Origin of the sequence: Rhodoblastus sphagnicola, assembly GCF_002937075.1 — a bacterium.
GTDB classification, from domain to species: Bacteria; Pseudomonadota; Alphaproteobacteria; order Rhizobiales; family Beijerinckiaceae; genus Rhodoblastus; species Rhodoblastus sphagnicola.
Genome location: NZ_NHSJ01000100.1, coordinates 19066 through 40205, shown reverse-complemented (window position 1 = coordinate 40205; position 21140 = coordinate 19066). Strand labels below are relative to the sequence as shown.

The 21140-nt window shown below is 66.0% G+C and carries 41 protein-coding genes; all 41 read left to right on the top strand.

The genetic code is table 11. From position 1 onward, the window contains the following. The 41 genes from CCR94_RS16510 (at window position 1) to CCR94_RS16315 (ending at window position 21137) form a co-directional block, all read left to right on the top strand. Entirely contained in the window at window positions 1–594 is a 594-nt protein-coding gene (locus CCR94_RS16510) for a hypothetical protein (RefSeq protein WP_104508945.1), read from the top strand. Next, window positions 581–994 (top strand): transcriptional regulator, encoded by a 414-nt coding sequence (locus CCR94_RS16505; RefSeq protein WP_104508944.1) that lies wholly within the window; start codon window positions 581–583, stop codon window positions 992–994. The genes CCR94_RS16510 and CCR94_RS16505 overlap by 14 nt, the downstream gene beginning before the upstream one ends. After that, on the top strand, window positions 981–1289 hold the full coding sequence (locus CCR94_RS16500) for a hypothetical protein (RefSeq protein ID WP_104508943.1): 309 nt from the start codon (window positions 981–983) through the stop codon (window positions 1287–1289). Before CCR94_RS16505 ends, CCR94_RS16500 begins: the two co-directional genes overlap by 14 nt. After that, a complete protein-coding gene (locus CCR94_RS16495; protein ID WP_104508942.1) occupies window positions 1286–1759 on the top strand; it encodes a hypothetical protein in 474 nt (157 codons plus the stop codon). Before CCR94_RS16500 ends, CCR94_RS16495 begins: the two co-directional genes overlap by 4 nt. After that, on the top strand, window positions 1749–2390 hold the full coding sequence (locus tag CCR94_RS16490; RefSeq protein ID WP_104508941.1) for a DUF3164 family protein: 642 nt from the start codon (window positions 1749–1751) through the stop codon (window positions 2388–2390). Before CCR94_RS16495 ends, CCR94_RS16490 begins: the two co-directional genes overlap by 11 nt. Window positions 2391–2402: 12 nt before the next feature. Next, window positions 2403–2630, top strand: coding sequence for a hypothetical protein (locus CCR94_RS16485; protein ID WP_104508940.1), 228 nt, complete (start codon window positions 2403–2405; stop codon window positions 2628–2630). After that, on the top strand, window positions 2623–2838 hold the full coding sequence (locus tag CCR94_RS16480) for a hypothetical protein (RefSeq protein ID WP_104508939.1): 216 nt from the start codon (window positions 2623–2625) through the stop codon (window positions 2836–2838). Before CCR94_RS16485 ends, CCR94_RS16480 begins: the two co-directional genes overlap by 8 nt. Next, entirely contained in the window at window positions 2835–3215 is a 381-nt protein-coding gene (locus CCR94_RS16475; protein WP_104508938.1) for a hypothetical protein, read from the top strand. The genes CCR94_RS16480 and CCR94_RS16475 overlap by 4 nt, the downstream gene beginning before the upstream one ends. Continuing rightward, window positions 3212–3421 carry a hypothetical protein gene (locus CCR94_RS16470; protein WP_104508937.1) on the top strand — a complete coding sequence of 70 codons (210 nt, stop codon included), beginning with the start codon at window positions 3212–3214 and terminating at the stop codon, window positions 3419–3421. The genes CCR94_RS16475 and CCR94_RS16470 overlap by 4 nt, the downstream gene beginning before the upstream one ends. Next, the gene (locus tag CCR94_RS16465) at window positions 3414–3836 is read left to right on the top strand and encodes a hypothetical protein (RefSeq protein ID WP_104508936.1); all 423 of its coding nucleotides are present in this window, start codon (window positions 3414–3416) and stop codon (window positions 3834–3836) included. Before CCR94_RS16470 ends, CCR94_RS16465 begins: the two co-directional genes overlap by 8 nt. Beyond that, entirely contained in the window at window positions 3833–4075 is a 243-nt protein-coding gene (locus CCR94_RS16460) for a hypothetical protein (protein WP_104508935.1), read from the top strand. Before CCR94_RS16465 ends, CCR94_RS16460 begins: the two co-directional genes overlap by 4 nt. Next, window positions 4072–4713, top strand: coding sequence for a regulatory protein GemA (locus tag CCR94_RS16455; RefSeq protein ID WP_206605847.1), 642 nt, complete (start codon window positions 4072–4074; stop codon window positions 4711–4713). The genes CCR94_RS16460 and CCR94_RS16455 overlap by 4 nt, the downstream gene beginning before the upstream one ends. Then, window positions 4706–5437: a hypothetical protein gene (locus tag CCR94_RS16450; protein ID WP_104508934.1), complete on the top strand. Its 732-nt coding sequence runs from the start codon at window positions 4706–4708 to the stop codon at window positions 5435–5437. The genes CCR94_RS16455 and CCR94_RS16450 overlap by 8 nt, the downstream gene beginning before the upstream one ends. 1 nt (window position 5438) lies before the next feature. Continuing rightward, window positions 5439–5777: a hypothetical protein gene (locus CCR94_RS16445; RefSeq protein WP_104508933.1), complete on the top strand. Its 339-nt coding sequence runs from the start codon at window positions 5439–5441 to the stop codon at window positions 5775–5777. Between the two features lie 387 nt (window positions 5778–6164). Then, window positions 6165–6308 carry a hypothetical protein gene (locus tag CCR94_RS25150; protein WP_158254801.1) on the top strand — a complete coding sequence of 48 codons (144 nt, stop codon included), beginning with the start codon at window positions 6165–6167 and terminating at the stop codon, window positions 6306–6308. A 49-nt stretch (window positions 6309–6357) separates the two neighbouring features. After that, window positions 6358–6615 carry a hypothetical protein gene (locus tag CCR94_RS16435; RefSeq protein WP_104508931.1) on the top strand — a complete coding sequence of 86 codons (258 nt, stop codon included), beginning with the start codon at window positions 6358–6360 and terminating at the stop codon, window positions 6613–6615. Continuing rightward, window positions 6605–6874: a hypothetical protein gene (locus tag CCR94_RS16430; RefSeq protein WP_104508930.1), complete on the top strand. Its 270-nt coding sequence runs from the start codon at window positions 6605–6607 to the stop codon at window positions 6872–6874. Before CCR94_RS16435 ends, CCR94_RS16430 begins: the two co-directional genes overlap by 11 nt. Further along, window positions 6871–7485, top strand: coding sequence for an MT-A70 family methyltransferase (locus tag CCR94_RS16425; RefSeq protein ID WP_104508929.1), 615 nt, complete (start codon window positions 6871–6873; stop codon window positions 7483–7485). Before CCR94_RS16430 ends, CCR94_RS16425 begins: the two co-directional genes overlap by 4 nt. Further along, window positions 7478–7864, top strand: a complete 387-nt coding sequence (locus CCR94_RS16420; protein ID WP_104508928.1) for a helix-turn-helix domain-containing protein — start codon at window positions 7478–7480, stop codon at window positions 7862–7864. The genes CCR94_RS16425 and CCR94_RS16420 overlap by 8 nt, the downstream gene beginning before the upstream one ends. A gap of 97 nt (window positions 7865–7961) precedes the next feature. Continuing rightward, window positions 7962–8516, top strand: coding sequence for a peptidoglycan recognition protein family protein (locus CCR94_RS16415; RefSeq protein ID WP_104508927.1), 555 nt, complete (start codon window positions 7962–7964; stop codon window positions 8514–8516). Next, window positions 8513–8647, top strand: coding sequence for a hypothetical protein (locus CCR94_RS26370; protein ID WP_275112822.1), 135 nt, complete (start codon window positions 8513–8515; stop codon window positions 8645–8647). The genes CCR94_RS16415 and CCR94_RS26370 overlap by 4 nt, the downstream gene beginning before the upstream one ends. A 98-nt stretch (window positions 8648–8745) precedes the next feature. Beyond that, window positions 8746–9012, top strand: a complete 267-nt coding sequence (locus tag CCR94_RS16410) for a hypothetical protein (RefSeq protein ID WP_146090055.1) — start codon at window positions 8746–8748, stop codon at window positions 9010–9012. A gap of 27 nt (window positions 9013–9039) precedes the next feature. Further along, a complete protein-coding gene (locus CCR94_RS16405) occupies window positions 9040–9222 on the top strand; it encodes a hypothetical protein (RefSeq protein WP_104508925.1) in 183 nt (60 codons plus the stop codon). Between the two features lie 12 nt (window positions 9223–9234). Further along, window positions 9235–9537 carry a hypothetical protein gene (locus CCR94_RS16400; RefSeq protein ID WP_146090054.1) on the top strand — a complete coding sequence of 101 codons (303 nt, stop codon included), beginning with the start codon at window positions 9235–9237 and terminating at the stop codon, window positions 9535–9537. Window positions 9538–9642: 105 nt separating this feature from the next. Next, the gene (locus tag CCR94_RS16395; protein WP_104508923.1) at window positions 9643–9915 is read left to right on the top strand and encodes a hypothetical protein; all 273 of its coding nucleotides are present in this window, start codon (window positions 9643–9645) and stop codon (window positions 9913–9915) included. Further along, window positions 9915–10235: a DUF2730 family protein gene (locus tag CCR94_RS16390; protein WP_104508922.1), complete on the top strand. Its 321-nt coding sequence runs from the start codon at window positions 9915–9917 to the stop codon at window positions 10233–10235. The genes CCR94_RS16395 and CCR94_RS16390 overlap by 1 nt, the downstream gene beginning before the upstream one ends. Then, complete coding sequence (locus tag CCR94_RS16385) at window positions 10232–10534, top strand: VpaChn25_0724 family phage protein (RefSeq protein WP_104508921.1); 303 nt, start codon at window positions 10232–10234, stop codon at window positions 10532–10534. Before CCR94_RS16390 ends, CCR94_RS16385 begins: the two co-directional genes overlap by 4 nt. Next, window positions 10535–11101, top strand: coding sequence for a phage protein Gp27 family protein (locus CCR94_RS16380; RefSeq protein WP_104508920.1), 567 nt, complete (start codon window positions 10535–10537; stop codon window positions 11099–11101). 1 nt (window position 11102) lies between these two features. Beyond that, window positions 11103–11336 carry a hypothetical protein gene (locus tag CCR94_RS16375; RefSeq protein ID WP_104508919.1) on the top strand — a complete coding sequence of 78 codons (234 nt, stop codon included), beginning with the start codon at window positions 11103–11105 and terminating at the stop codon, window positions 11334–11336. Between the two features lies 1 nt (window position 11337). Then, window positions 11338–11583 (top strand): hypothetical protein, encoded by a 246-nt coding sequence (locus CCR94_RS16370; RefSeq protein WP_104508918.1) that lies wholly within the window; start codon window positions 11338–11340, stop codon window positions 11581–11583. Continuing rightward, complete coding sequence (locus CCR94_RS16365; RefSeq protein WP_104508917.1) at window positions 11580–13208, top strand: hypothetical protein; 1629 nt, start codon at window positions 11580–11582, stop codon at window positions 13206–13208. The genes CCR94_RS16370 and CCR94_RS16365 overlap by 4 nt, the downstream gene beginning before the upstream one ends. Continuing rightward, window positions 13208–14950: a DUF935 domain-containing protein gene (locus CCR94_RS16360; protein WP_104508916.1), complete on the top strand. Its 1743-nt coding sequence runs from the start codon at window positions 13208–13210 to the stop codon at window positions 14948–14950. Before CCR94_RS16365 ends, CCR94_RS16360 begins: the two co-directional genes overlap by 1 nt. Next, on the top strand, window positions 14943–16088 hold the full coding sequence (locus CCR94_RS16355; RefSeq protein ID WP_104508915.1) for a phage head morphogenesis protein: 1146 nt from the start codon (window positions 14943–14945) through the stop codon (window positions 16086–16088). Before CCR94_RS16360 ends, CCR94_RS16355 begins: the two co-directional genes overlap by 8 nt. A gap of 212 nt (window positions 16089–16300) precedes the next feature. Then, window positions 16301–17290, top strand: coding sequence for a phage protease (locus CCR94_RS16350; protein WP_104508914.1), 990 nt, complete (start codon window positions 16301–16303; stop codon window positions 17288–17290). A gap of 9 nt (window positions 17291–17299) precedes the next feature. Then, window positions 17300–17722 (top strand): hypothetical protein, encoded by a 423-nt coding sequence (locus tag CCR94_RS16345; protein ID WP_104508913.1) that lies wholly within the window; start codon window positions 17300–17302, stop codon window positions 17720–17722. Window positions 17723–17745: 23 nt separating this feature from the next. Continuing rightward, window positions 17746–18699 (top strand): Mu-like prophage major head subunit gpT family protein, encoded by a 954-nt coding sequence (locus CCR94_RS16340; RefSeq protein WP_104508912.1) that lies wholly within the window; start codon window positions 17746–17748, stop codon window positions 18697–18699. Window positions 18700–18709: 10 nt separating this feature from the next. Further along, window positions 18710–18988, top strand: a complete 279-nt coding sequence (locus CCR94_RS16335; protein WP_104508911.1) for a hypothetical protein — start codon at window positions 18710–18712, stop codon at window positions 18986–18988. A gap of 109 nt (window positions 18989–19097) precedes the next feature. After that, window positions 19098–19538 (top strand): DUF1320 domain-containing protein, encoded by a 441-nt coding sequence (locus CCR94_RS16330; RefSeq protein WP_104508910.1) that lies wholly within the window; start codon window positions 19098–19100, stop codon window positions 19536–19538. Further along, on the top strand, window positions 19538–20032 hold the full coding sequence (locus CCR94_RS16325; protein WP_104508909.1) for a phage virion morphogenesis family protein: 495 nt from the start codon (window positions 19538–19540) through the stop codon (window positions 20030–20032). The genes CCR94_RS16330 and CCR94_RS16325 overlap by 1 nt, the downstream gene beginning before the upstream one ends. Then, a complete protein-coding gene (locus CCR94_RS16320; protein ID WP_104508908.1) occupies window positions 20029–20673 on the top strand; it encodes a hypothetical protein in 645 nt (214 codons plus the stop codon). Before CCR94_RS16325 ends, CCR94_RS16320 begins: the two co-directional genes overlap by 4 nt. Further along, window positions 20670–21137 (top strand): hypothetical protein, encoded by a 468-nt coding sequence (locus CCR94_RS16315; RefSeq protein ID WP_104508907.1) that lies wholly within the window; start codon window positions 20670–20672, stop codon window positions 21135–21137. Before CCR94_RS16320 ends, CCR94_RS16315 begins: the two co-directional genes overlap by 4 nt. Window positions 21138–21140 lie beyond the last annotated feature (3 nt).

Genomic DNA, 21140 nt, shown 5'->3' with positions numbered 1-21140 from the left:
ATGCGGTCGCCCGCCTTTTATTGGAAGGCAGCCTGCGAATTTGGATCGAAGGGATTCACGACCGCCGATCTGGCCGGCTGCACCTGCGGGGTGGCTTACGCCACCGTGCGGAATTGGATTCGCGCCATGCGGAATGAGGGCGAATTGATCGTGGTGGGCTCTGTGCCTTCACTCGCCGGAAAGCCCAAGCACGTCTACGCCGTCAAGCGTCCACGCGCCAAGGGGCCGGGCCTGCGGCGGCCAACCTCCGATGGCGCTTACGGGCTGGTCACTGAGCAAATTTGGCAGACGATGCGGATGCTGAAAGGCTCGTGGACAACCGACGAGCTGGCGCTGGCGTCCTCCACCGAAGAGGTCGTTGTCCTTCGAAACACGGTGCAAAGATATGTTCGGTCGCTGGTTCGCGCCGGGATCGTGCATGTGGTCAAGCCGCCGATCCGGACCCGCCGTGGTTCGGTCTCCGCGCGCTACAACCTGACCCGCACCGGCAACACGGGGCCGCTGCCGCCGAAGCTGCTGCAGGCCGACTTCGTGTTCGACCAAAACCTCCAGAAAATCGTCGGCGAAAGCGAGGTGCGCAATGGCCTCGTCTAAATCCCGGACCAACTTTGTCGGGAACGCCGAACGCAACTGGGGGGCGGCGCTGCCCGATTGGGTGCGCGTCCTCGCCGAGGAGGCAAACCGCTCGTCCGGCTCCGAGGTGGCGCGGCGTCTCGGCTATTCGCCCGCCGTGGTCACCGGCGTCATCAACGGGACCTATCCCGGCGACATGGGCACGGTCGAGGCAAGAGTGCGCGGCGCGCTGATGAACGAGACGGTGGATTGCCCCGTTCTCGGCGAACTGACCCGCGACCGCTGCCTCTCCGAACAGAAGATGAGGCGGATCGGCTCGTCTTCCCTCCGGGCGCGGATTTCCCGCGCCTGCCGCTCCGGCTGCCCGCATTCGCGGCTGTCGAAGCGCGACGACGAGGGAGGCTCCGATGTCCAGAGCTGAGGGGCTGCGCGCCTGGCGCGACTATCTGGCGGCTAATCCTTGGGGCGTCGAGCTAAAGGGGCCAGGGCTTGAACTGCTGAAGCTGACGCTGGAGGTGGCTGTCGCCGAGATCGAGGCGCTGGAGCAGCCGGAGCGGTTGAAACGGCTTGCCGCCAAGGCGGCGCGCGATCTGGCGGTGGCGCGAAAGGCCGAGGCCGTCGTCGCCGCCGCGCGGTCCGGGAAGCTGTCCGTGCTGGCGGCTTACCGGATGTCGCGCCGGCGCAAGGCGTCGTCGAACGCGGGAGGCGTCGCATGAAGCTCGCCGATCTCATCGTGATGGTGGCGGAAGCTTTCGGCCTCTCCGTCGCCGAGGTGCGCACGGCCACGAAGCGACGCAACATCGTCGCGGCGCGGGCTGCTTATGGAGAGCTGGCGCGGCGCTACACGGCGCGCAGCTCCGAGGAAATCGCCGCGCCGATCCATTCGATGGGCCAGACGGTCTCGTGCGGCTGGCGGCGCTTCGACCGCTATTTGCGGGAGGCCCGTTTCGCCAAAACCTTCGCCGCGCTCGACGCGGCGCTGGCGGCAAAGCTGCCCCGCGCGCCGGAGCGGGTGAAGACGCGGAAAAAGCCCTGGATGAAGGGGAAGGCGAAGGGCCGGCCCCGGCTCGGGCCGGCGCCCGTTCCTCCCGATCTCGCGCATGAGGCGGGCTCGATCATCTCCACCTTCCACAATCAAAGGCGCGAAATCGAGCGCATGGAAAAGGCTTATCACAATGGCTTCTGAACATTCTCATCCCGGCGCCATCGATGTCTCCGGTCGTCCCTACCTTCGCGACGCGCGCGGCGCACTCGTGCCTGTCGAATCGATCAAGGCGATGGACCTGCTGATTGACGGACAGGTGCGCAAAATTCTCGCCTTCGCGGCCGAGCTGTCGGCGCAGGTATCCCGGTTCAAGGGGCACACTTTCGAGGACATCGGTGCGCTTCAGGCGCTGGTCGATCAGGAATACGGCGCCAAGCTGGGCGGCGCGAAAGGTAATCTCACGCTGACCAGCTTCGACGGCTGCATGCGCGTGATGTTGCACATGCAGGACCAGCTCGACTTCGGGCCGGAGCTGCAGACGGCGAAGAAGCTGGTCGACGAATGCCTGTCCGAATGGGCGGCGGACGCCTCGGCCAACATCCGCGCCCTGGTGACGCGCGCCTTCCAGGTCGACAAGGAAGGCCGGATCAACCGCGCGGAAATCTTCATGCTGTTGCGCGTCGAGATCGCCGACGAGCGCTGGCAGCGGGCCATGGACGCCGTGCGCGATTCCATCCGCGTCCTCGGCTCCAAGGCGTATCTGCGCTTCCAGTGCCGGCCGGCTCCCGAGGCGGCCTGGTCCAGCATCACCATCGATCTCGCAGCGGCTTGAGGGAGGCAACGCATGATGACGAACGAATTGCTCGCGGGCCTTGGCCAACAACCGCTCCCTCCGCAGCCCACGCGCGAGGAGGTGGTCCAGATCATCGATGAAGTCCGCAAGGCTTTCGGCGCGCCCGGAGATTGGGGCTACGGCACGTCAAAGGGAGACAGCCTCTTGCGGCTTTACACCGTCGCGCGGTTGCTTAGCCGCCCCGTGGTCGCCGCCGATAGCGAGGCCGCGAATGCTTGAACTGATGCTCCTCGCCAAGGCGGCCGAGCCCGTCGCCGTCGCGCCCCGCGACATCGTCACGGTGGATTTTCAGGGGGCTCGCCACAAGGGAACCGTGCGCGCTTTGCGCGCCGGCCATCTGCTGATCGACGTCGAGACCGAAGCCGGGCCGATCCTCGCTCTGGTCTATCCCGACGCCATCCTCGACATCATCGGGAGGGCAACATGAAAACCATCCACGTTTACAACAAGGGCGACATCATGCGGCGCGCCCACAAAATCGCCCGCGACGCCCGCGAGGCGAAAGCCCGCGCGGCCTGGGAGGACTCCCGGTCCGTTGTCTGCGGTCGCTACAAATACACGATGACGCTGAAGGCCTGCCTCGCCGCCACGCCGGTGGATTTTTCGGCCGCCATGAAGCAGGCCTGGGCGGAAGCCAAGGGGGTGGAGTCCCTCCGCGTCGACAGGTCGCGCGCGCTGGTTGTTGTGCGCAACAGCTTCGACTTGGCGCCGATGCGTCGGCGCTTCCGCATCTCGCGCGTGCTGCCGCTGCTGGCGCGCATCGCGCGCTTTGTGTCCAGCCGATACATCGGGAGGGCGGCGTGAGACTCCTCGCCTATTGCATCGCGGCGCTCGCCTTCGCGGCGGGCGCCGGCGTTCAGCTCTTCCGCGCCGACTGGTGGCTCGCCGCCCTGTGCGTGTCGGCCGCGTCCGGGTTTCTCGGCCTCGCGATCGACCACGTCCGCGCCCGCGCCTTCGCGGAGTTCGAGGACATCTCCTTCCGCGCTTTCGTGGGAGACCGACATGGCTGAGCGGCGCGTGTTCAAGCCGCAAACCGGGCCGGTGGCGCGCGCCTTCGAAAAGGCCTGGTGTGAGCATTGCTCACGCCATGGCGATCCCTCGGATGCTTCGGGCTGCTGGATCTTGTTCGCCGCCGCGATCTACGACGCCGAGGCTCCGGACTATCCCGAAGCCTGGGTAATCGGCGAGGACGGGCCGGAGTGCCGGGCTTTCGAGGCCCGGCCGTTCCCGCCTGACAGCCCGGATCATCCCGACTATGGGCGCGGGTTTCTCGACGCCGTGGCCGGGGAGATCGTGCCCCTCGACGCCGGGTTCTACTACTGCTGCGGCTTCTCCGCCGGGCTGCATGCGCAAGCCGTTTTCGACCGCGCCCATGTGCTGGTGGCGCGCGGTGGCGTCGGCATTTTCGCGGAGGGTGCGAGATGAGCGACGAAAACGTTTTGTTCGCCGTGAATATGGTCGCGGCCTCGCTTTCCGATGACGCGTTGAAGCAACTGGCCGCCGTCGCCTTGGCGGAGCTTTCCGGCGCTCCCCTGGCCTGGGAGGAGGTCACCTTGGCCGCGACGCGCGATCTGTGCGAGGGCCGCGACGGCCGCGCCGTTTTGACTCCCTTGGCGCGCGCCGTGCTCGGCGTCATCTCTCGCCTGGCGAGGACCGCCGCATGAGCCCCCGTCTGGATCAAACCAAGGCCATCCACGTCCTGAAAAAACAGGCAGGCATGACCGACGCCGACTATCGCGCCCACCTTGAAGGCCGCTTCAAGGTGGTTTCAAGCCGGGAGCTTTCCGAGGATCAGGCCGGCGCGCTGCTCGACGATTTGCGCGCGGCGGCCGGTCAGCCGAAGCCCGCTTTTTCCGCCAAGCGGGCGTCGGGCAAGTTCGCGCCGGTGCTTCAGGCGCTGTGGATCGCGGCCTACAACCTCGGCATCGTCGAGAAGCCCGACGATGCGGCCATGCTCGCCTTCGTGAAGCGGCAATGCAAGGTCGACCATGACAGGTTCATGGTGGATGGCGAGGCCGCGCGGCCCGCCATCGAGGGGCTCAAGGCGTGGATCGCGCGCGAGGCCGGCGTCGAATGGGTGAGCGGCGCCGATGCGGGGCGGCGCAACAAGCTGCGGGTGCTCGCCGCGATCGACCGGCGCATCCGCTGGGCCGGGCTGGCCGGCTTCGACATGGGCAGTTTCGCCACGCTCGAAGGGTTCGGCAAGCTGGAAGACTGCACCGATCGGCAACTCGACAAGCTCGCGGCGAAAATGGGCGCGGTGCTGCGCCGCCAGCAGGAGATCGGGGGCGCCAATGGTTGAGTTCGCCACCGCCGACCGGATCGCCCGCGCCGTCGTGGCGGCGGCGCGGCTCACCGGGGCCGATCCCCTGACGCTATACGAGGTCAGGACGGGCGCGTCTTCGCCCATGGCGCGCGCGCGGACCATCGCCTTCGTCGCGCTACGCGAGGCGCTGCCCGACCTGCGGGTTGTGGCGATCGAGCGGATGCTCGGCCTTGCGCGCGGGTCGGCCTCGAACGTCCAGAAATATCGCGCGTCCGCGTCCTGGTGGCGCGAGGATTGGGTCGATGAGGTTGTCGGCGCCATTGTGGCGTCGGAGATCGAGGCGGCGGAGGCAGAAGCCCCGCTCGACGCGGCGCCACTCGTTTCGGCGGCGCCCGCGCCGTCGGTCCAACAACCCGCGCCACAGCCTGAAACGCCGGCCGCGCTCGCCAGCCATATGCCGCGCACGGTGCTCAGCGCCGTGCGCGGCTTCGCCGCCGCTGGTCAGGGCGCCGTCTTCATCGCGCGCGAATGCGCGTTGCCGGTCGAGTTGGTGCGCGAAATCCTCCGGAGCGCGCCGGTGAAATATCGCCCGGAGCCGAAGCCGCGCCGGTCCGGGCATGCCCTGCCCATGGGCGAGCCGCCGGCAGGGCGCTCGGCGCTAGACGAGCGCCGCGCCCAGGCGCGGGCCGAGCCGGCGGGCGTCGTAAAGCGAGGCGGCGTAAGCCTGCCGCGCCTCTCCTTCCTCGATAAGGGCGCGTGACATGCAGCTCGCCGACCTCGACCGCGACGAACTGCTGGCGCTGGCGGAGCAATTCTGCCCGGCGGATGGTCCCGCGCTGTTGCGCGCGCGGGTCGAGGCGGCGCGCAAGCGGGAGGCGGCGAGCTTTTCCGCCTGGAAGAAGGCGAGCGACACGGCGATCGCCGATGCCCGCGCCGCCCGCGCCCGGATCGAGGCCGGGCGTTTCGATGAGGCGACCACCAATCTGATGCGAATTTCCAAGGAGTCGACGCGGCAAGCGGCGAAGCTGTGGACGGCCTATGGCAAGGCCTTCCAGCGCCGCGTGGCCGTCGCGCGCGAAGCGGCGAGGGTCCGCGCATGACAGGCTTGCGCCAGATCAAATTGACCAATCCCATTAAAGCGCCTAGCGTTTTCAGGTCCAGTCCCGCCGTAGCAAGCGGCCCGGACATCCACTTCCGTAAGCGGCTACGCCCCGAGAAAGCGTCTCACGACGTTCATCCGGGAGCCGCACGTGTATGTCCAGGGTGCAAGCCTAAAGACGCGCGGGCATCGGCTTACGGCGGTGTTGCTAACTCCCGGAGCCGAATGGCTCAGAGAGGTGTACATTGTGAGTTATTTAGACTTTTCCACCCCCGCCCTTTGCCCGGTGCTCGCCCTAAATCCGAGCGCGGCCGACTTGCGGAGTTGGTGCGCCGCACAGCGCAATCTCGACTCGGCGACGACGCGGACCGCGCAGCTGGTGGCGGCCATGCGCGCAATCACGGCGCTGGTTGCGCAATGCAAGGCGGTTGCCGCGACTCCGGACGAATTGTCGGCCATGTTGGAGATGCTGACGCAGAACGCCGAGACGATACTGGCCCATCTGGACGCCGTGGCCAGCCAGGCGGTCTGACCCGGATTAGTAATGCGATAAAGCCGGCCTTCCGCATGGGAGGCCGGTCATGATCGCGCTGGACGCCCTCGTCAACGAGATGCGGCTGACTTACGCCGAGCGCCGCGACCGCCTGGAGGCGCAAAAAGCGGCGCTGGCGCGTGGCGACAAGCGCACAACTTTTACCGTCGAAGAGATCGCCAAAAGGCGCGGACGCCTGCCCCAGCTCGAAGCCGTGGGACGCGGGCTGGCCGCGCTTGCGGCGCGCCGGGATGACGTGCCGGAATGGATTTTGCAGGCGTTTGAGGGAGGCGGCGATGGAGTTTGATCCTGTCGAGACCATCCTCGCCCTCAAGGCCGACGCCGCTTCGGCCGACTATCTGGCCAAGAGCCGCGCCTGCGGTGACGCCAGAGAGGCGGCGCGAACAAAGCCTTCCAAGTATCGGGCTTATCTCGTCGCCAATGTCCAATGCGAACAGGCGTTCGCAGCGTGCCGTCGCGCTGACGCCAAATGCAATCGGCTGTTTGCGGCGTTGTGCGCAGCCTATGACCGCGAGGCGGCCCGTCGTGACGGAGAACGGGCATGATACCCCTTTTCCCGCCGCTGCCCTCGCGCCGCTACGACATCATCGCCGCCGATCCGCCCTGGGAGGTCAAGACCTATTCGCCCAAAGGCTGGGAGAAGGCGCCGCAAAAGCATTACGCCTGCCATCCGATCGAGCGCATTTGCACGCTCGACGTCGCCAGTGTGGCGCGGCGGGACGCCTGGCTGTTCCTGTGGACCTCCGCGCCTTTGCTGGATCGCAGCTTCGACGTGCTGCGCGCCTGGGGTTTCCGCTATTGCACGCGGATCGCATGGCGCAAGGTGACACGCGCCGGCGCCGTGCGCACCGGGCCGGGCTTCGTTGTGCGGACGCAGCACGAGGACATTCTGATCGGCAAGCGCGGCGGTCCGGCCTATGCGGGTGCGCTCGAGTCCATTCTCGACGCAGCTGAGGGCGGCATGTTCGACGGCGTCGCGCGCCGCCATTCGGAAAAGCCGGAGGAATTCTACGCGGCGGTCGAGCGCTTCAAGCCCACGGCGTTCCGGCTCGACTTGTTCTCGCGCACCAATCGTCCGGGCTGGGATTGCTGGGGCGACCAGGCCGGCAAGTTCGGGGTGGCCCGCACCTCCCAAGGGGAGGCGAGCGATGCTTGATTTCCTGCCGCCGATTTATCGCGAAATCGCCGAAATCGCCGGCCTCGACGCAGTGATGAAGCTTGGCGCCGCCAAGGGCGGCACGCGGGTTTTCATCCCGCGTCCGGAGCATTGCGGACCAGAACACTGGCTGCGTTTCGCGGTCGGCGAGGCGGCGGCGCAGGCCATTTGCAATTGGCGGGGCGGCGAGGATATAGTCCTGCCGGTCGCGCCGCAGAACACCCCTGCCGGGCGGCGCCGTCTGGCCCTCGCCGCGCTTGAGGCCGGCGCATCGGCCAACGAGGCCGCGGCAAAAGCCGGCGTCCATGTCCGCACGATCTATTCCTATCGTGCGCGCGACCTGGTCAAATCCAACCAGCTTTCCCTGTTCGACGACTGACGCTGGCGACGCCAGCGTGAAGCGGCGCGGCATTCCCGTGCAATTTCGGGATCATCCGACGGGGCGATAAGCCCCGGCGCCCGATCCCGGAGCCGCCATGTCCTTCCTCGCCAATCCGCTGGCTTTCACGCCCGCCGAATTCACGTTTTACGTCGCCAAGCTGAAGTGGGCGGCGTGGCGTCCGAAATTCGTCACCCTGCACAACACGGCCGAACCGAGCCTGAAGCAATGGGCGCATTTCGGCATGGGCAAGGAGGAGGGCGAGCGCCGCATTCGCAACCTCAACCATTATTATCATGATGAGCAGGGCTGGCATTCCGGGCCGCACATCTTCGTCGCGCCGGATTTCATCTGGATCGCCTGCGACCTTGAGCATGATGGCGTTCACGCCTCCTGTTTCAACAAGGTGTCGATCGGCGTCGAGATGGTCGGCGACTATGCGGTCGAGTCCTTCACCACCGGCGACGGCGCCAAGGTGCGCGACAATGCGGCGGCGGCGGTCGGCGCGTTGTCCCACGCGCTGGGGATCGCGGCGGACAGTCTGAAATTCCACAAGGAATGCGCGCGCGACCATCACGACTGTCCCGGCAAGGCCGTGGACAAGGCGGATTTTGTCGCGCGGGTGAAGCAGCACATGGGCGTTGCGGCATGATCACGCCCGTCTTCCTCATCTTCGGCGGTCTGGCGCTGGTGGCGCTGGCTGAGGACCCGCCCTCAGCGAATATCGGCTGCGCCGCTTTCTTGCTTGGCGTGGTGGTGCTGCTCGCGCGGCTGTTGCCGTGAGCGGCCGGCGTTCGAATTCCCGCCAGACCCAGAGGCGGGACGACGGGGGCGATTTGCGGCCCCTGATTTTGGACCTTGGGAAAAGGATGGACAGTCTCATGAGCGCAATCGAACATCTCACTTCCGCCGTCGCCACGCTGACGCCCGTCGTCAAGGAGATCGGCGACGCGATCACGGCGGAGACGGCGAAAATCAAGGCGGGTCTCGCTTCCGATGACAGCGCCACTGTCGAGGCCGCCGCCACCCAGATCGACGCCCTGACCGCGTCGTTGAAGGACGCCGCCGTCGGCGCCGAAGCCGCCGTTGCTTCGGCCACCGCCCCGGCCGCCGCTGACCCCGCCGCCGAAGCCCCGGCTGCGTCCTGATTATAGATTTGAACTGAGGGGTTCGACATGAAGGGTTGGAAAACTGTTCTTCTTGGCCTCGGCGTCGCCGTCGTCTCTCCGGCCGTGAATTATATCGCGGGCATCGACTGGACCACGCTCGGCCTGTCGCCCACGGCGGGCGGCGTGATCGGCGCGGCCATCATCGGCGTCCGCGCCCTGACCAACTCGCCGGTCTTCAAGGCGGGTTGATCCATGCTGCAAATGCTCGCCGCCATCTTCGTGTTCTTGAAGGACCTGCTCGACGCCCTGAAAGCGCGGCAGGCCGAGGCGGCGCGCGCACAAGACAGGCAGGCGGGCGCCGACGCGCTCGCCTCCGACATCGACGCCAAAACCGTGGAGACCGCCGATGCTCAGCTTGCGAATGATCGGGGCACTCGCTCTGTCGACGATATTGCTGACCGGCTGCAACACGACGCCGACGACGAGGATCACGGCGGCGGCGCTGGCGCCGCTCAAGGCCCGCTGCGGCCAGCCGACCCAGTGGACGGCGGCGCAAAAGCGTGAGGTCGCGGCCGTGATGCGCCGCGACCGCACAGACCCCGGCATGCAGGTGCTGGCGCAGGAATGGGAGCGCGAGACCAGCGCGATCCGTATCTGCAGGGACGGCAAGTGAGCCGCGCCGGGCTGATCGAGGCGGAGGCGCGCCGGCGCGCGACCGAGGGCGGGTTCGATCCGGACATGCTGGCGAACAAGCTGTCGTCGTTCGATTTCGACCCCGCCGACGACGAGGCGATCTGGCGCAAATACGCCCTGATCGTCGAGGGCGAGATCGCCCGCCTGGAAGAGGCGGGGTTTATTCTTCTACCGGCGCGGGACGATGCGTTCCTCGCCGTTTTCACCAGTGTTTTGGCGCGCCTCGGGCGCTTGATGGGAATGAGCTGATGGATTCGGGGACTATGGCGCAGTGGGCGGCGGTGTTCGTATCGGTGACGTTTTCGCTCGCGGCGATGGTCCTCGCCTGGATCAATCGCCGCTCCGACAAAATCGAGGCGGTCGAGGCGACCTGCGACGCGCTCGACAAGCGCCTCGCCACCGTCGAGACCGAGGTCAAGCATCTGCCGAACGTGGACCTGGTGCATGAGCTTCAGCTCACCATGGCCGAAATGCGCGGTGAGATGAAGACGCTGCTGGCGCGCGTCGAGCCGATCAAGGCGATTTCGGAGCGGTTGCAGAACTGGGCGCTGGAAGGGCATGCAAAATGAGCTTCGCGAGTCGTCTGGAAGAAGAGGCGCGGCTGGTCATTCTGCGGGTTCTGGCCGAGCAGCCGGATCTGCGGGTGAATTCGTCAATGCTGCGCGACGAACTGGACGCTCTGTGGGGCATCAACCGCACGCGCGACTGGCTGCATGTCCAGCTCGGCTGGCTCGCCGAAATGGGCGCCATCACGGTCCAGGACGTGGCCACGGTGAAGATCGCCACGCTGACCGCGCGCGGACTCGACCATGTCGAGCGCCGCATCGTGCTTCCGGGCGTGAAGCGGCCCAGCCCGCCGGAGGCATAAATGGCGGAGGGACGCGGCCGGCTCTCCTCCCTCGACCTTCTGCCCGACGAGGCGCAGGACGATCTCGTCTGGGCGATGAGCGAGCTGAACGCGCGCAAGCGCTCGCAGGCCGATATCCTGTTCGAACTGAATGACAGGCTCGCGGTCAAGGGCGTCGATCCCGTCAGCAAATCGGCGTTCAATCGCCGTTCAATCCGGATTGCAAAGGCCTCGAAGAAGATCGCGGAGCGCCGCGCCCTGTTCGAGGGCATCGCCCCGCAGTTCACGCCGGAGAAGATCGCCGAGGCCGATATCGTGATAGGCGAACTGATCAAGACGCTGATCACGGAGCTGCTCGACCGCGAGGCCGACGAATTCGACCCCAAGGGCGCGATGGAGCTTTCGCGCGCCTACAAGCACACAATCGAAGGCCAGAGGCTGTCCGGCGACGCCAAGCGCCGCGCGCTGGCGGAGTTCGAGGGCAAAGTGGCCGGCGCCGTCGAGACGGTTTCGCGCGCCAAGGGCCTCACCGCCGCGACGCGCAACAAGATCATGGAGCAGCTCGGCGTTATCCAGAAGGGGGCGTGAGATGTGCGATGCGCTAACTGGCCTCCCGGAGCTGTGCTGGTGGAAGGAAATTGACGAACCTGTCGAGCTGCTGGTCGAGCATTGGATGTATCGCTACGCGCCTGCCGACGAGAAGGCACGCTGGCGCGAGTGGTGCAAGGGCTACTGGACGGACTTCAATGGCGGCGGTTGGGTGTGGAATGGCCTTTGCGGCCAAGTGATCCGCGTGCGCGCCGTTCTCGCGGAGGTCTGCTGAGATGGCCGAATCCCCCTATTTGCAAATACTCGCCGCGCTGGCGCGCTGCTCGTTCCTGCCGGGCCGCTGGGACAAGCGCTTCGTTAATTCTATGCTTCAGAAGCCATTCGAAAAATGGACCAAGCGGCAGAAGGAAACGGTCCTTCGTCTCGTCAACAAGTACCGCCGTCAGATCAACACTGGCGTGATCATGCTGGCGCAAGACGCCGCCTGGGAACTGGCCGTTGAAGAAATGAGCGCCGCTTGACCGCGCTCCCGACCAAAGAGCAAATCCAGTCCGCCCGGTTCATCACCGAAGCTGAATGGAAGAAGCTGCGGCTGGAGTCGCTGGCCGCCGGCGTGGACACCGGCGACAGCCTCGACGCGATCCTGCTCGGCTACCAGCAGAAACTGCTTTCGACCGTCGCCGCCTTCCGCGTCACTGTCGTGGAGAAGTCCCGGCGGACGGGCGCCACTTGGGGTGTGGGTTCGCAGGCCGTCCTAATCTCGGCGTCGCAGCGCGCCGAAGGCGGCATGGACTCGCTCTATATCGGCTACAACCTCGACATGGCGCGGGAGTTCATCGACTGCTGCGGCATGTGGGCGCGTGCGTTCAACGACGCTATCACCGAAGCCGGCATTCAGGAATTCATGTTCGATGACGGGCCGGACCCGTCGAAACACATCAAGGCGTTCCGCATCCGCTTCGCCAGCGGATTCGAGATCATCGCCCTGGCATCGCGTCCGCGCTCGCTGCGCGGTTTTCAGGGGTTCGTCATTATCGACGAAGCCGCCTTCCACGATGACCTCAAGGGCCTCATGAAGGCCGCTCTCGCCCTCCTGATCTGGGGTGGGCGCGTCCTGGTCATCTCGACCCACAACGGCGAGGACAATTATTACAACACCCTCGTCAAGGAGGCGCGCTCCGGCTCCAAGGGCTATGGCTATTGCCGGTTCGACTTCGACGACGCCCTGCGCGACGGGCTTTACAAGCGGGTGTGCCTGCGCACCGGCGAGCAATGGAGCGTCGAGGCCGAGGCCGCCTGGCGCGCCGGCATCATCCGGGAATATGGCGACGCGGCGGATGAGGAGCTGTTCTGCATCCCCAGCGAGGGCGAGGGCTCGTGGTTGTCGGCGGCGCTGATCGAGGCGCGGGCGCGGCAGGGGATTCCGGTGCTGCGGCTGACTCGGCCGCGCGACTTCACCTTCTGGTCCGACCATTTGCGGCGCTCCGACATCGAAAGTTGGTGCGAGCGCGAGCTGCTGCCGCTGCTGATGAAATGCGATCCGTTGCTGATGCATTTCATGGGCGGCGACTACGGCCGCGTGTCCGATCTCTCCGTGCTGTGGCCACTCGCCATCCAGCGCACGCTGAAGCGCACGACGCCCTTCGTGGTCGAAATGCGCGCCATCCCGTTCGACTGCCAGAAGCAGGTGCAGAGCTACATCTTCAAGCGGCTGCCGCGCTTCTGTGGGTTCAAGGGCGACGCCACCGGGCTCGGCTTCGCCGTCGCCGAGGCCGCGCAGCAGGAGCTGGGCGAGCTGCGCTCCGAGGCCGTGATGCTGAACGTGCCCTGGTATCGCGAGAACGCCGAGCCGGTGAAATCGGCCTTTGAAGACGACATGCTGGAAATTCCCGCCGACGCGGAAATCACCGCCGATCTCCGCCTCGTCCAGGTCAAGGGCGGCGTGCCGTTCATGCCGGCGTTGCGGTCGGGCGTGAAAAAAGACCGCCACGGCGACTCGGCCGTCGCCCTGATGCTGGCCCATGCCGCCAGCCGGTCGTCGCTGCATGAATATGATTACGAGAGCATCGCGACCGCGCTGGAAGCTCAGCGCAGCAAAGACGAGGCCGAGGATGCCGGCTTGGTCGACACGAGAGGGCTGTATTGATGGCGCGCGACAAGAAGAAAAAGCGCAAGGAGCAAACCGCGCCGCTCGATCCGATGCAGCCGCGCGTCGGCGAGGCCCCGGAGGGCGAAGTCGGCATGCACGGCCCGTCGCCGCTGCTGGAAGACGGCCAAATCCCTGACCGCGAGCTGTCGTTGCCCGAGGTGGAGGAGCTTTCGGAAGAGCTGGCGCGGCCCGAACTGATCGGCGTCCGCTCGTTCTGGGATCAGAGCGTCGCCAGCGGCCTGTCGCCCGAGCGGCTGGCCAGCATCCTGCAAAACACCAAGCGTGGCGATCTCCGGTCCTTCCTGGAACTCGCGGAGGAGATGGAGGAGCGCGACCTGCATTATCTCGCCGTGCTGTCCACGCGCAAACGGCAAGTGGCGCGGCTGAAGCCGTCGATCGAGGAGGGCGCGCGCAACGTCGATAAACGGATTGTCGATGCCGTGCGCGAGTTGGTGGCGGCGCCGGCGTGGCGCTCGCTGATGAAGAGCATGGTGGATGCGTTCGGCAAGGGGTTTTCCGTCACGGAAATCATGTGGGCGGTCGATGACGGCCTGCTCAAGCCGGTCGCCTATGTCTGGCGCGACCCGAAATATTTCACCTTCGATTATGTGTCGCGCACCGAGGCGCGCATCGCCGTGCTTGGCGCGATCGACGGCGCGGCGCTGCCGCCGGCGAAATTCGTGGTGCACAAGCCGGAGATCAAATCAGGCATTCCCATTCGCGGCGGCTACGCCTGGCTGTGCGCCTGGTCGTGGCTGTTCAAGCAATTCAGCTTGAAAGACTGGATGACGTTTCTCGACGTCTACGGCATGCCGCTGCGGGTCGGCAAATATCATCCGGGCGCGACGGCGGAGGACAAGCGCAAGCTGCTCCAGGCGGTGTCGCGCATCGCGGTGGACGCCGCCGCCATCATCCCGGAGACCATGGTCATCGAGTTTCTCGAAGCCAAGGGCTACGCCGACAAGCCGTTCGCCACTTTCGCCGATTATCTCGACAAGCAAATATCCAAGGCGATCCTCGGGCAGACGATGACCACGGACGGCCAGGCCGGCGGCCTGGCGCAAGCCAAGGTGCATGACGAAGTCCGCATCGACATCCTGGAGGATGACGCCGAAGAGGCCGAGCTGACGGTCAACCGCGACGTCATCAGATGGTTCGTCCAGATCAATTTCGGCGCGGGCGCGAAGGCGCCATGGGTAAAATTCCCGGTGGCGGAGCCGCAGGACATTGCGGTCAAGAGCACGGCGATCGCGACGCTGGTCAATGTCGGGCTGGAGGTGGCGCAGGCGGAGGCGCGCGAGATCGTGGGGCTGCGCGAGCCAGCAGAGGGCGAGAAGCTGTTGCGGGCGGCGGCGAAGGGCGCGGCGCAAGAACCGGCGCCGGACACCAGCCAGGCCGAGCGCATGGCCGCGACCAATGCGCAGGGCCGGTGCGCCTGCGGCTGCGGCCGGCCGTTGCGGCTTGCCCACAATGCCAGCGCGCCGGCCACGGAGCCCGATGTGGTCGATGCGATCGGCGAGGACGAGGCGGATGAATGGGAGGCGCAGCTCGGGCCAATCGTTGAACAGGTCGAAGCCGAACTGGCGCAGGCCACGGGATTTGACGACTTTCTGGCGCGGCTGGACCGGCTCGCAGGAAAACTGAAGCTCGATCCACTCGCCAAAAGGCTGATGATCTCCGCCATGAAGGCGCGCGGTTTCGGCGAGGGCTCCGGGCCGGGCGGGCGTCTGGATGGCTGACGCTTTTTCCTCCGACCTGTTCAAGAAGCCGCCGGCGGAGGTGCTGCGCTTCTTCGATTCAAAGGGCGTTAAACCGTCGTTTCACTACGAGGATTTTTCCGTCGAGGAGCACGCCCACGCCTTCACCGTGGCGAAGTCGGCGGGCTTTGACGTGCTTGGCGACATCAAGGCGGCGGTCTCCGAGGCGATCCACAATCGCCAGGACTTTGAGGAGTTCCGCAAGAACCTGCGGCCGACGCTGCAAGCCAAGGGCTGGTGGGGCAAGGCGACAGAGCGCGACCCGCTCACCGGCGAAATGAAGGAAGTTCAGCTTGGCTCATCGCGGCGGCTGCGCACGATCTATTGGGCGAACGTCAATTCGGCTTATGCCGCCGGCGAATGGGAGCGCATCCAGCGCACCAAGGACATCCTACCCTATCTCGAATATCTGATCTCGACCGCCGTCCACAAGCGTCTGGAACATCTGGAATGGGTGGGTACGATCCTGCCGGTGGACGATGAATGGTGGTCCGAGCATTACCCGCCCAACGGCTGGGGCTGCCAATGCCGCGTGCGCCAGATTTCGGACTGGGAGGCGGCAAAGCGCGGCGTCGATCCAGACAATCTCGATCGTCCCCAGAGCTTCGGCCGGCGTCCCCATGTCAACAAGCGCACCGGCGAAGTGCGCGATGTGCCCGTTGGCGTCGATCCGGCCTGGGCGGGCAATCCCGGCATAGTGCGCCAGCGCGGCGCGGCCGATTTCCTCGTGGGCAAGATCGACGCGATGACGCCTGAGATGCGCCGCATCGCGGTGGAGGATATTGCCGATAGCTGGCTCGCGCGGATGATCAAGTCTGGCGAGATCAAGTTCAACCCGGCTTTGTCCGAGGTCGCCAATCTGCAGCGCGGGCAGATCGCGGCGCCGGTCGCCTCGCTACCCGACGACCAGAAGCAGCAGCTGGATCTCAGTTCCTCGGTGATCAGATTGTCGGTTGCGGACGCCGCGCGGATCGGCGCGACGCCGGAACAGTACGCAGCCTTGCAGGCGGAGATCGACGGCGGGCGGTTTCGTCGCGAGGGCGATCTGATTTATGTTGGCGCCGTGACGTTGCGCGTCGAGAAAAGCGGGGCGATTTACGTGCAGGACATTGCCGAATAGGAACCATTGCAGGGAGGCCCGCTGAGCCCTATTGTCGCTGCGCCGCCATATCCGGGCGTGATCGGACGCGAAGGCCGCCCAAGGCTTTCAATGGTGCTTTAACGGCGATGTTTTAAGCGCCCCTCGCACGCGGTTTCACCTGACGAGGATTTGCTCCCGCTGGCGGCGCCAGCGTGGAGGCAATCCGGCCCCGTTGCGATTGTCGCCGGGCCATGACAACACCCCGCCGCACTTCGCTCGCCCATAATTCCGACGCCGCCGACGCGGCTTTCGGCGCGGCGGTCGCTCTGAACGCCGAGGCGGCAGAAGGCGCTCCCGAATGGGTCCAGCTGCTGCCTGCGGGTCCGCGCCTCCAGGGTGTCGACGGTCGCAGCTGGACGCTGTCCGATCCGCAAAAGATGATCGTCGCGTTCAACCGGCGCGGGCTCGACCTGCCGATTGATTTCGAGCACGCGCAATGGGTCAAGGCCCCCAAGGGCGAGGCCGCCCCAGCCGCCGGCTGGATCGAGGCGCTGGAAATTCGCGACGGCAAGATCTTCGGGCGCGTCGCCTGGACGCAAAAGGGCGCCGCCGCCATCAATTCCCGGGAGTACCGCTATCTCTCGCCGTCCTTCGCGCATGACGCGCGGGGCGAGCTGATCGAGGTCGTCGGCGCGGGTCTCGTCAATCGCCCCAATTTCAGACAGGCGGCGCTCAATCAGGAGTCGATATCCATGAAGGAACTGCTCAAAAAACTCGGCCTCCCCGACACGGCCACCGAGAACGACGCCATCGCGGCGGTCGATCGGTTGCAGGTCGCGCAGAATGCGCAAAGGCCCGACCCGTCCCTGTTCGTGCCGGTGGCCGATTATCATGTCGCGCTCAACCGCGCTTCCGAGGCCGAGAAGAAGATCGCCGACGATGGCGCCGCGCGCCTCAAGGCCGCCGCCGAAGCCGCCGTCGATCAGGCGATCCGCGACCGCAAGATCGCGCCAACGTCGCGCGACTATCATCTTGCCAATTGCGCCGACCAGATCGGATTTGACCGCTTCGCCGCCATGGTGAAGGACCTGCCGGCGCTGCTGCCCGACATCGATGTCCAGATCGACGCCCAGGCCGGCGCTCAGACTGTCGCGCTCAATTCCGACCAGCAGGCGGTCGCCGTGGCCATGGGCCTCGACGACAAGGCCTTCGCCGAATTTCTCTCCAGTCAGAAGAAGTAAGGACGCACCATGGCCGCTCTCACCGCCGGGCGTCTGCCCAAGGTTTTGCTCAACCGCACCTGGCGCCGGTTTCCGGTCGCCGCCTCCACCGTGATTTGGGAAGGCGGCATGGTCGCCCTGTCCGGCGCCGGTTCGTCCGCCGTCGCCGTTCCCGCTTCCGCCAGCGCGGCGCTGAAGGTGGTCGGCGTCGCCGACGGTACGGCCGACAACCGCACCGGCGGCGCGGGCGCGCTCAGCGCCGACGCCAATCTCGGCACGTATCTGATGAACAATGACGCGACCGACCCGGTCACGATTTCCGACATCGGAAACACCGTCTACGTCAGTGACGACAACACGATTTCCAAGACCAGCAATTCCGGCGCGAAGCCAGCCGCCGGCACTCTCTTCAACATCGATTCCACCGGCGCCGCCTGGGTGACGTTCAACTGACCCCGGCCGAATAGGAGCGCGCGATGCCCAGAATTATTACGCCTTCCGTCCTGGATGCGATCTTCCAGGGCTTTAACTTCCAGTTCAACGGCGGTTTGCGAAGCGTCGAGCCGACCTGGAAGCGCGTGGCGATGGAAACCTCGTCCACGGCCGCCGCCGAAAATTACGGCTGGCTCGGCCAGATGCCGCGCATCCGCGAATGGGTCGGCGACCGCGTCGCCAATGCGCTGGACAGCTTCGGCTACCAGATCAGGAACCGCACCTTCGAATCTACGGTCACCGTCAAGCGCGAGCAGATCGAGGATGACAGCTACGGCTTGTTCAACCCGCTGTTCACGGGCCTGGGCGAGTCCGTCGCCCTGTTCCCCGACGAACTGGTCTATGGCCTGTTCGCCGGCGGCTTCGCCAGCCGCTGTTTCGACGGCCAGAACTTCTTCGACACCAACCATCCGGTGAAGGACGTCAACGGGACCGTCACGTTCGTGTCGAATGTCCAGACGGTGGGCAGCCCGACCAATGCGCCCTGGTATTTGCTGGACACCACGAAGATCGTGAAGCCCTTCATCTACCAGAAGCGCCGCGCTTTCGGCTTCGTCTCAAAGACCGATCCGAACTCTTCCGACCGCGTGTTCGAGTGCAACGAATATGTCTATGGCACGGACGGCCGCTGCAATGCCGGCTACGGCTTCTGGCAGACCGCCTTCGCCTCCAACGCGCCACTGACCCGCGCCAATTTCCGCGCCGCGCGCGCCGCCATGATCAATCTCAAGGGCGACTTCGGCCGCCCGCTCAACGTCAAACCGAACCTGTTGGTGGTCGGCCCCTCGCTGGATCAAGTCGCGCGCGACCTGATCACGTCGCAGTTCCTGCCGGTGGACGGCGTCCCCGGCGGCGCGGTGCAGTCCGGCGCGCTCGGCATGATCGACAACACCGACCGCAATCTGGTCGAAGTGTTCATGTCGCCCTGGCTGGCGTGAGGGGGTGGATATGGCGAAGACACCCAAATCCACGCAGGCGGAAAACGAAGAGGCCGCGCCGGAAATGGCCGGCGCTCCCGGCGAAAAGGTCAAGGTGCGCGGTCCCGAGGACGGGCGCTGGCGCGGCGGCGTCCAGTTCGGCCCGACCGAAAGAGAAATCGACCTTTCAGAAATCACTGCCGAGGCTTTCGCCGAGATCGAGGCGGACAGCTATCTCGAAGTGCGCTGGGTCGAACCGGCGCCCGCGCCGGAGCCGGAGACGCCCAAGGCGCCCGAGCCGCAGGCCTGACACGAATTCGGGCGCAAAGTTCATGGCGCCCGGATAACCCGCGCTCCATTCAGGCGCGTTTCCTCCCAGACTGCCGGGGCGAAAGCCCCGGCTCTTTTCAGGAGCCGGCATGGCCTACGCGACGATTGCAGATTTGCGCGGAAAATGGTCCACCGAGGGCGTCAATCTCCTCGCGTGGGATGATGCGGCCGAGGCTCCGGACGAAACCCGGATTTCCGGCGCGCTCGACGCCGGCGCGGCCATCATGGATTCCTATCTCGGCCGGCGCTACAAGCTGCCGGTGCTGGCGCAGCCCGACGCCGCCATCCTGCTGCGCGGCCTTTGCTGCGATCTCGCCGTGGGCCAGCTCGCCAACACGCCCGCCGCGCGCAACGAGATCATCATCGCCGCCGAAAAGGCCGCGCTCGCCTTCCTGCGCGATCTCTCCGAAGGCAAGGCCACCCTCAACATCATCCCCTCGGCCGAGGCCGGGACGCCGATCGGGCCGGATGAGCCCGTGCTGATCGACGACGCCGGCGACAGCCTGCGCCGCCGTCTGCGGAGGCTGTGATGTCGGGCATCGGCTTCAAACTCGAAATCTCCGGACTGGATCAGGCGACCGCGCGGCTGAACGCGATGGGGTCGCTGGATTTCCATCATCTGCTCGACGGCCTCTCGCGGCTCGGCGCTGAGCAGACCAAGCGCCGCATCGAAGTCGAGCACCGCTCGCCCAATGGATTCCCGTGGGTGAAAACGTATGACGGCCGCGCGGCGCTTTTCCAGACCGGCGCGCATCTGGCGCGATCGATCGATCATGCTGTCAAGGGCGACGCCGCTATCTGGGGCTCGGGCTGGATCGGCGCGCGCATCCATAACTTCGGCGGCGTCATCAAGCCAGTGAACGGCAACGCCCTGAAATTCTGGTGGGTGAGCAAGGGCCATGTCGCATTCGCGGTGGTCAAGAGCGTCACTATGCCGAAGCGCCAATATCTCGGCGTGTCCTCCGAGAACGCAAAGGAACTGGAGGCGACCGCCGCCCGCTTCGTCGCCAAGGTGCTGCAATGACCGCCGCCCTCTTCTCCTTCCGCGAGGCCATCCTCGCCCAGGTCGAAAAGACCCTGCCGGGCGTCGCGGTCGAGACCCATGGCGGCACGTTCACGCTCGAAGAGCTGAAGCGCTATTCGGTGCGCGCGCCGATCGCCGCGCTCGCCCTGGTCGGTTTCGGCCGCACGCTCCGGGTCAGCGACGGCCGCGTGATGCTGCCGACCCGCTGGGCCTTGGTGCTCATCGCCAAGGACGAGATCAAGGGCCAGAACAGGGTGGATCGGAATATCGCCGCCGCCGCCATGGCCGGCGCCATGACGCTCGCGCTGGAGGGAAACCGCTTCGCCACCGCCGGCGCGCGGCGGCCCGAGGATCTGGCCGCGCAGAACGAATATTCGGGAGGCTCCGATCTCGCCGGCGTCGCCATCTGGCAGGTCACCTGGACCTCGCCGTTGAAAATTGGCGAGATGATCGACCCTGACACATTCGGCGTCACCGATTTCGGCGTGATCGAGGCGGGCGCCATCGCCGCGCTCTCGGACATCTGGATCAACGGCGTCGCGATGAAGAGCGGCGACGAAATCCTGACCGACGTCACCGTCTCGGCGCCCGACGCCGCGCCGCTCGCCGGGACATTCCAGCCGGACGGGAGCGTCGGATGAGCGACGACGCCCTGGCCAGCCTGCAACGACAGATCGACGACATGGCCTATCTCCTCGCGGAGATGGAGCGGCGCATCCATCTGGCCTCGGGCATGATGGCGATCGTCAAGAGCTACGACGCCAAGAAGCACGTCGCCGTGGTCGATCTCGGCTACGACAGCCACGACATTCCCGTCTGCGATTCCGGCGGCAATGTGTCGCCGCTCGCCAAGGGCGATCTCGTCCACGTCTACGCGCCGTCGGGCGACATGGCCAACGCCTATTGCCGCGCCGCCGGCTATTCCGGCCAGCAGAAGCCGCCCGCCAATGACGGCTCCAAGGTGATGTCGAAGCCCGGCGGCGGTCAGTTCAAATCCGTGGACGGCAATGGCGCCCATGTCGTCGCCGGCTCCATTCCCCAGTTCGTTCTGGAGCTGGGCGGGACGAAATACACCATCAAACCCGAAGCGCTGAACCAAGCTTGAAAG

Bases quoted from the DNA above. Each gene is read 5' to 3' on its own strand.
- CCR94_RS16510 (WP_104508945.1), top strand. From the start codon at position 1: ATGCGGTCGCCCGCCTTTTATTGGAAGGCAGCCTGCGAATTTGGATCG.
- CCR94_RS16505 (WP_104508944.1), top strand. From the start codon at position 581: ATGGCCTCGTCTAAATCCCGGACCAACTTTGTCGGGAACGCCGAACGC.
- CCR94_RS16500 (WP_104508943.1), top strand. From the start codon at position 981: ATGTCCAGAGCTGAGGGGCTGCGCGCCTGGCGCGACTATCTGGCGGCT.
- CCR94_RS16495 (WP_104508942.1), top strand. From the start codon at position 1,286: ATGAAGCTCGCCGATCTCATCGTGATGGTGGCGGAAGCTTTCGGCCTC.
- CCR94_RS16490 (WP_104508941.1), top strand. From the start codon at position 1,749: ATGGCTTCTGAACATTCTCATCCCGGCGCCATCGATGTCTCCGGTCGT.
- CCR94_RS16485 (WP_104508940.1), top strand. From the start codon at position 2,403: ATGATGACGAACGAATTGCTCGCGGGCCTTGGCCAACAACCGCTCCCT.
- CCR94_RS16480 (WP_104508939.1), top strand. From the start codon at position 2,623: ATGCTTGAACTGATGCTCCTCGCCAAGGCGGCCGAGCCCGTCGCCGTC.
- CCR94_RS16475 (WP_104508938.1), top strand. From the start codon at position 2,835: ATGAAAACCATCCACGTTTACAACAAGGGCGACATCATGCGGCGCGCC.
- CCR94_RS16465 (WP_104508936.1), top strand. From the start codon at position 3,414: ATGGCTGAGCGGCGCGTGTTCAAGCCGCAAACCGGGCCGGTGGCGCGC.
- CCR94_RS16460 (WP_104508935.1), top strand. From the start codon at position 3,833: ATGAGCGACGAAAACGTTTTGTTCGCCGTGAATATGGTCGCGGCCTCG.
- CCR94_RS16455 (WP_206605847.1), top strand. From the start codon at position 4,072: ATGAGCCCCCGTCTGGATCAAACCAAGGCCATCCACGTCCTGAAAAAA.
- CCR94_RS16450 (WP_104508934.1), top strand. From the start codon at position 4,706: ATGGTTGAGTTCGCCACCGCCGACCGGATCGCCCGCGCCGTCGTGGCG.
- CCR94_RS16445 (WP_104508933.1), top strand. From the start codon at position 5,439: ATGCAGCTCGCCGACCTCGACCGCGACGAACTGCTGGCGCTGGCGGAG.
- CCR94_RS25150 (WP_158254801.1), top strand. From the start codon at position 6,165: ATGCGCGCAATCACGGCGCTGGTTGCGCAATGCAAGGCGGTTGCCGCG.
- CCR94_RS16435 (WP_104508931.1), top strand. From the start codon at position 6,358: ATGATCGCGCTGGACGCCCTCGTCAACGAGATGCGGCTGACTTACGCC.
- CCR94_RS16430 (WP_104508930.1), top strand. From the start codon at position 6,605: ATGGAGTTTGATCCTGTCGAGACCATCCTCGCCCTCAAGGCCGACGCC.
- CCR94_RS16425 (WP_104508929.1), top strand. From the start codon at position 6,871: ATGATACCCCTTTTCCCGCCGCTGCCCTCGCGCCGCTACGACATCATC.
- CCR94_RS16420 (WP_104508928.1), top strand. From the start codon at position 7,478: ATGCTTGATTTCCTGCCGCCGATTTATCGCGAAATCGCCGAAATCGCC.
- CCR94_RS16415 (WP_104508927.1), top strand. From the start codon at position 7,962: ATGTCCTTCCTCGCCAATCCGCTGGCTTTCACGCCCGCCGAATTCACG.
- CCR94_RS26370 (WP_275112822.1), top strand. From the start codon at position 8,513: ATGATCACGCCCGTCTTCCTCATCTTCGGCGGTCTGGCGCTGGTGGCG.
- CCR94_RS16410 (WP_146090055.1), top strand. From the start codon at position 8,746: ATGAGCGCAATCGAACATCTCACTTCCGCCGTCGCCACGCTGACGCCC.
- CCR94_RS16405 (WP_104508925.1), top strand. From the start codon at position 9,040: ATGAAGGGTTGGAAAACTGTTCTTCTTGGCCTCGGCGTCGCCGTCGTC.
- CCR94_RS16400 (WP_146090054.1), top strand. From the start codon at position 9,235: ATGCTCGCCGCCATCTTCGTGTTCTTGAAGGACCTGCTCGACGCCCTG.
- CCR94_RS16390 (WP_104508922.1), top strand. From the start codon at position 9,915: ATGGATTCGGGGACTATGGCGCAGTGGGCGGCGGTGTTCGTATCGGTG.
- CCR94_RS16385 (WP_104508921.1), top strand. From the start codon at position 10,232: ATGAGCTTCGCGAGTCGTCTGGAAGAAGAGGCGCGGCTGGTCATTCTG.
- CCR94_RS16380 (WP_104508920.1), top strand. From the start codon at position 10,535: ATGGCGGAGGGACGCGGCCGGCTCTCCTCCCTCGACCTTCTGCCCGAC.
- CCR94_RS16375 (WP_104508919.1), top strand. From the start codon at position 11,103: ATGTGCGATGCGCTAACTGGCCTCCCGGAGCTGTGCTGGTGGAAGGAA.
- CCR94_RS16370 (WP_104508918.1), top strand. From the start codon at position 11,338: ATGGCCGAATCCCCCTATTTGCAAATACTCGCCGCGCTGGCGCGCTGC.
- CCR94_RS16360 (WP_104508916.1), top strand. From the start codon at position 13,208: ATGGCGCGCGACAAGAAGAAAAAGCGCAAGGAGCAAACCGCGCCGCTC.
- CCR94_RS16355 (WP_104508915.1), top strand. From the start codon at position 14,943: ATGGCTGACGCTTTTTCCTCCGACCTGTTCAAGAAGCCGCCGGCGGAG.
- CCR94_RS16350 (WP_104508914.1), top strand. From the start codon at position 16,301: ATGACAACACCCCGCCGCACTTCGCTCGCCCATAATTCCGACGCCGCC.
- CCR94_RS16345 (WP_104508913.1), top strand. From the start codon at position 17,300: ATGGCCGCTCTCACCGCCGGGCGTCTGCCCAAGGTTTTGCTCAACCGC.
- CCR94_RS16340 (WP_104508912.1), top strand. From the start codon at position 17,746: ATGCCCAGAATTATTACGCCTTCCGTCCTGGATGCGATCTTCCAGGGC.
- CCR94_RS16335 (WP_104508911.1), top strand. From the start codon at position 18,710: ATGGCGAAGACACCCAAATCCACGCAGGCGGAAAACGAAGAGGCCGCG.
- CCR94_RS16330 (WP_104508910.1), top strand. From the start codon at position 19,098: ATGGCCTACGCGACGATTGCAGATTTGCGCGGAAAATGGTCCACCGAG.
- CCR94_RS16325 (WP_104508909.1), top strand. From the start codon at position 19,538: ATGTCGGGCATCGGCTTCAAACTCGAAATCTCCGGACTGGATCAGGCG.
- CCR94_RS16320 (WP_104508908.1), top strand. From the start codon at position 20,029: ATGACCGCCGCCCTCTTCTCCTTCCGCGAGGCCATCCTCGCCCAGGTC.
- CCR94_RS16315 (WP_104508907.1), top strand. From the start codon at position 20,670: ATGAGCGACGACGCCCTGGCCAGCCTGCAACGACAGATCGACGACATG.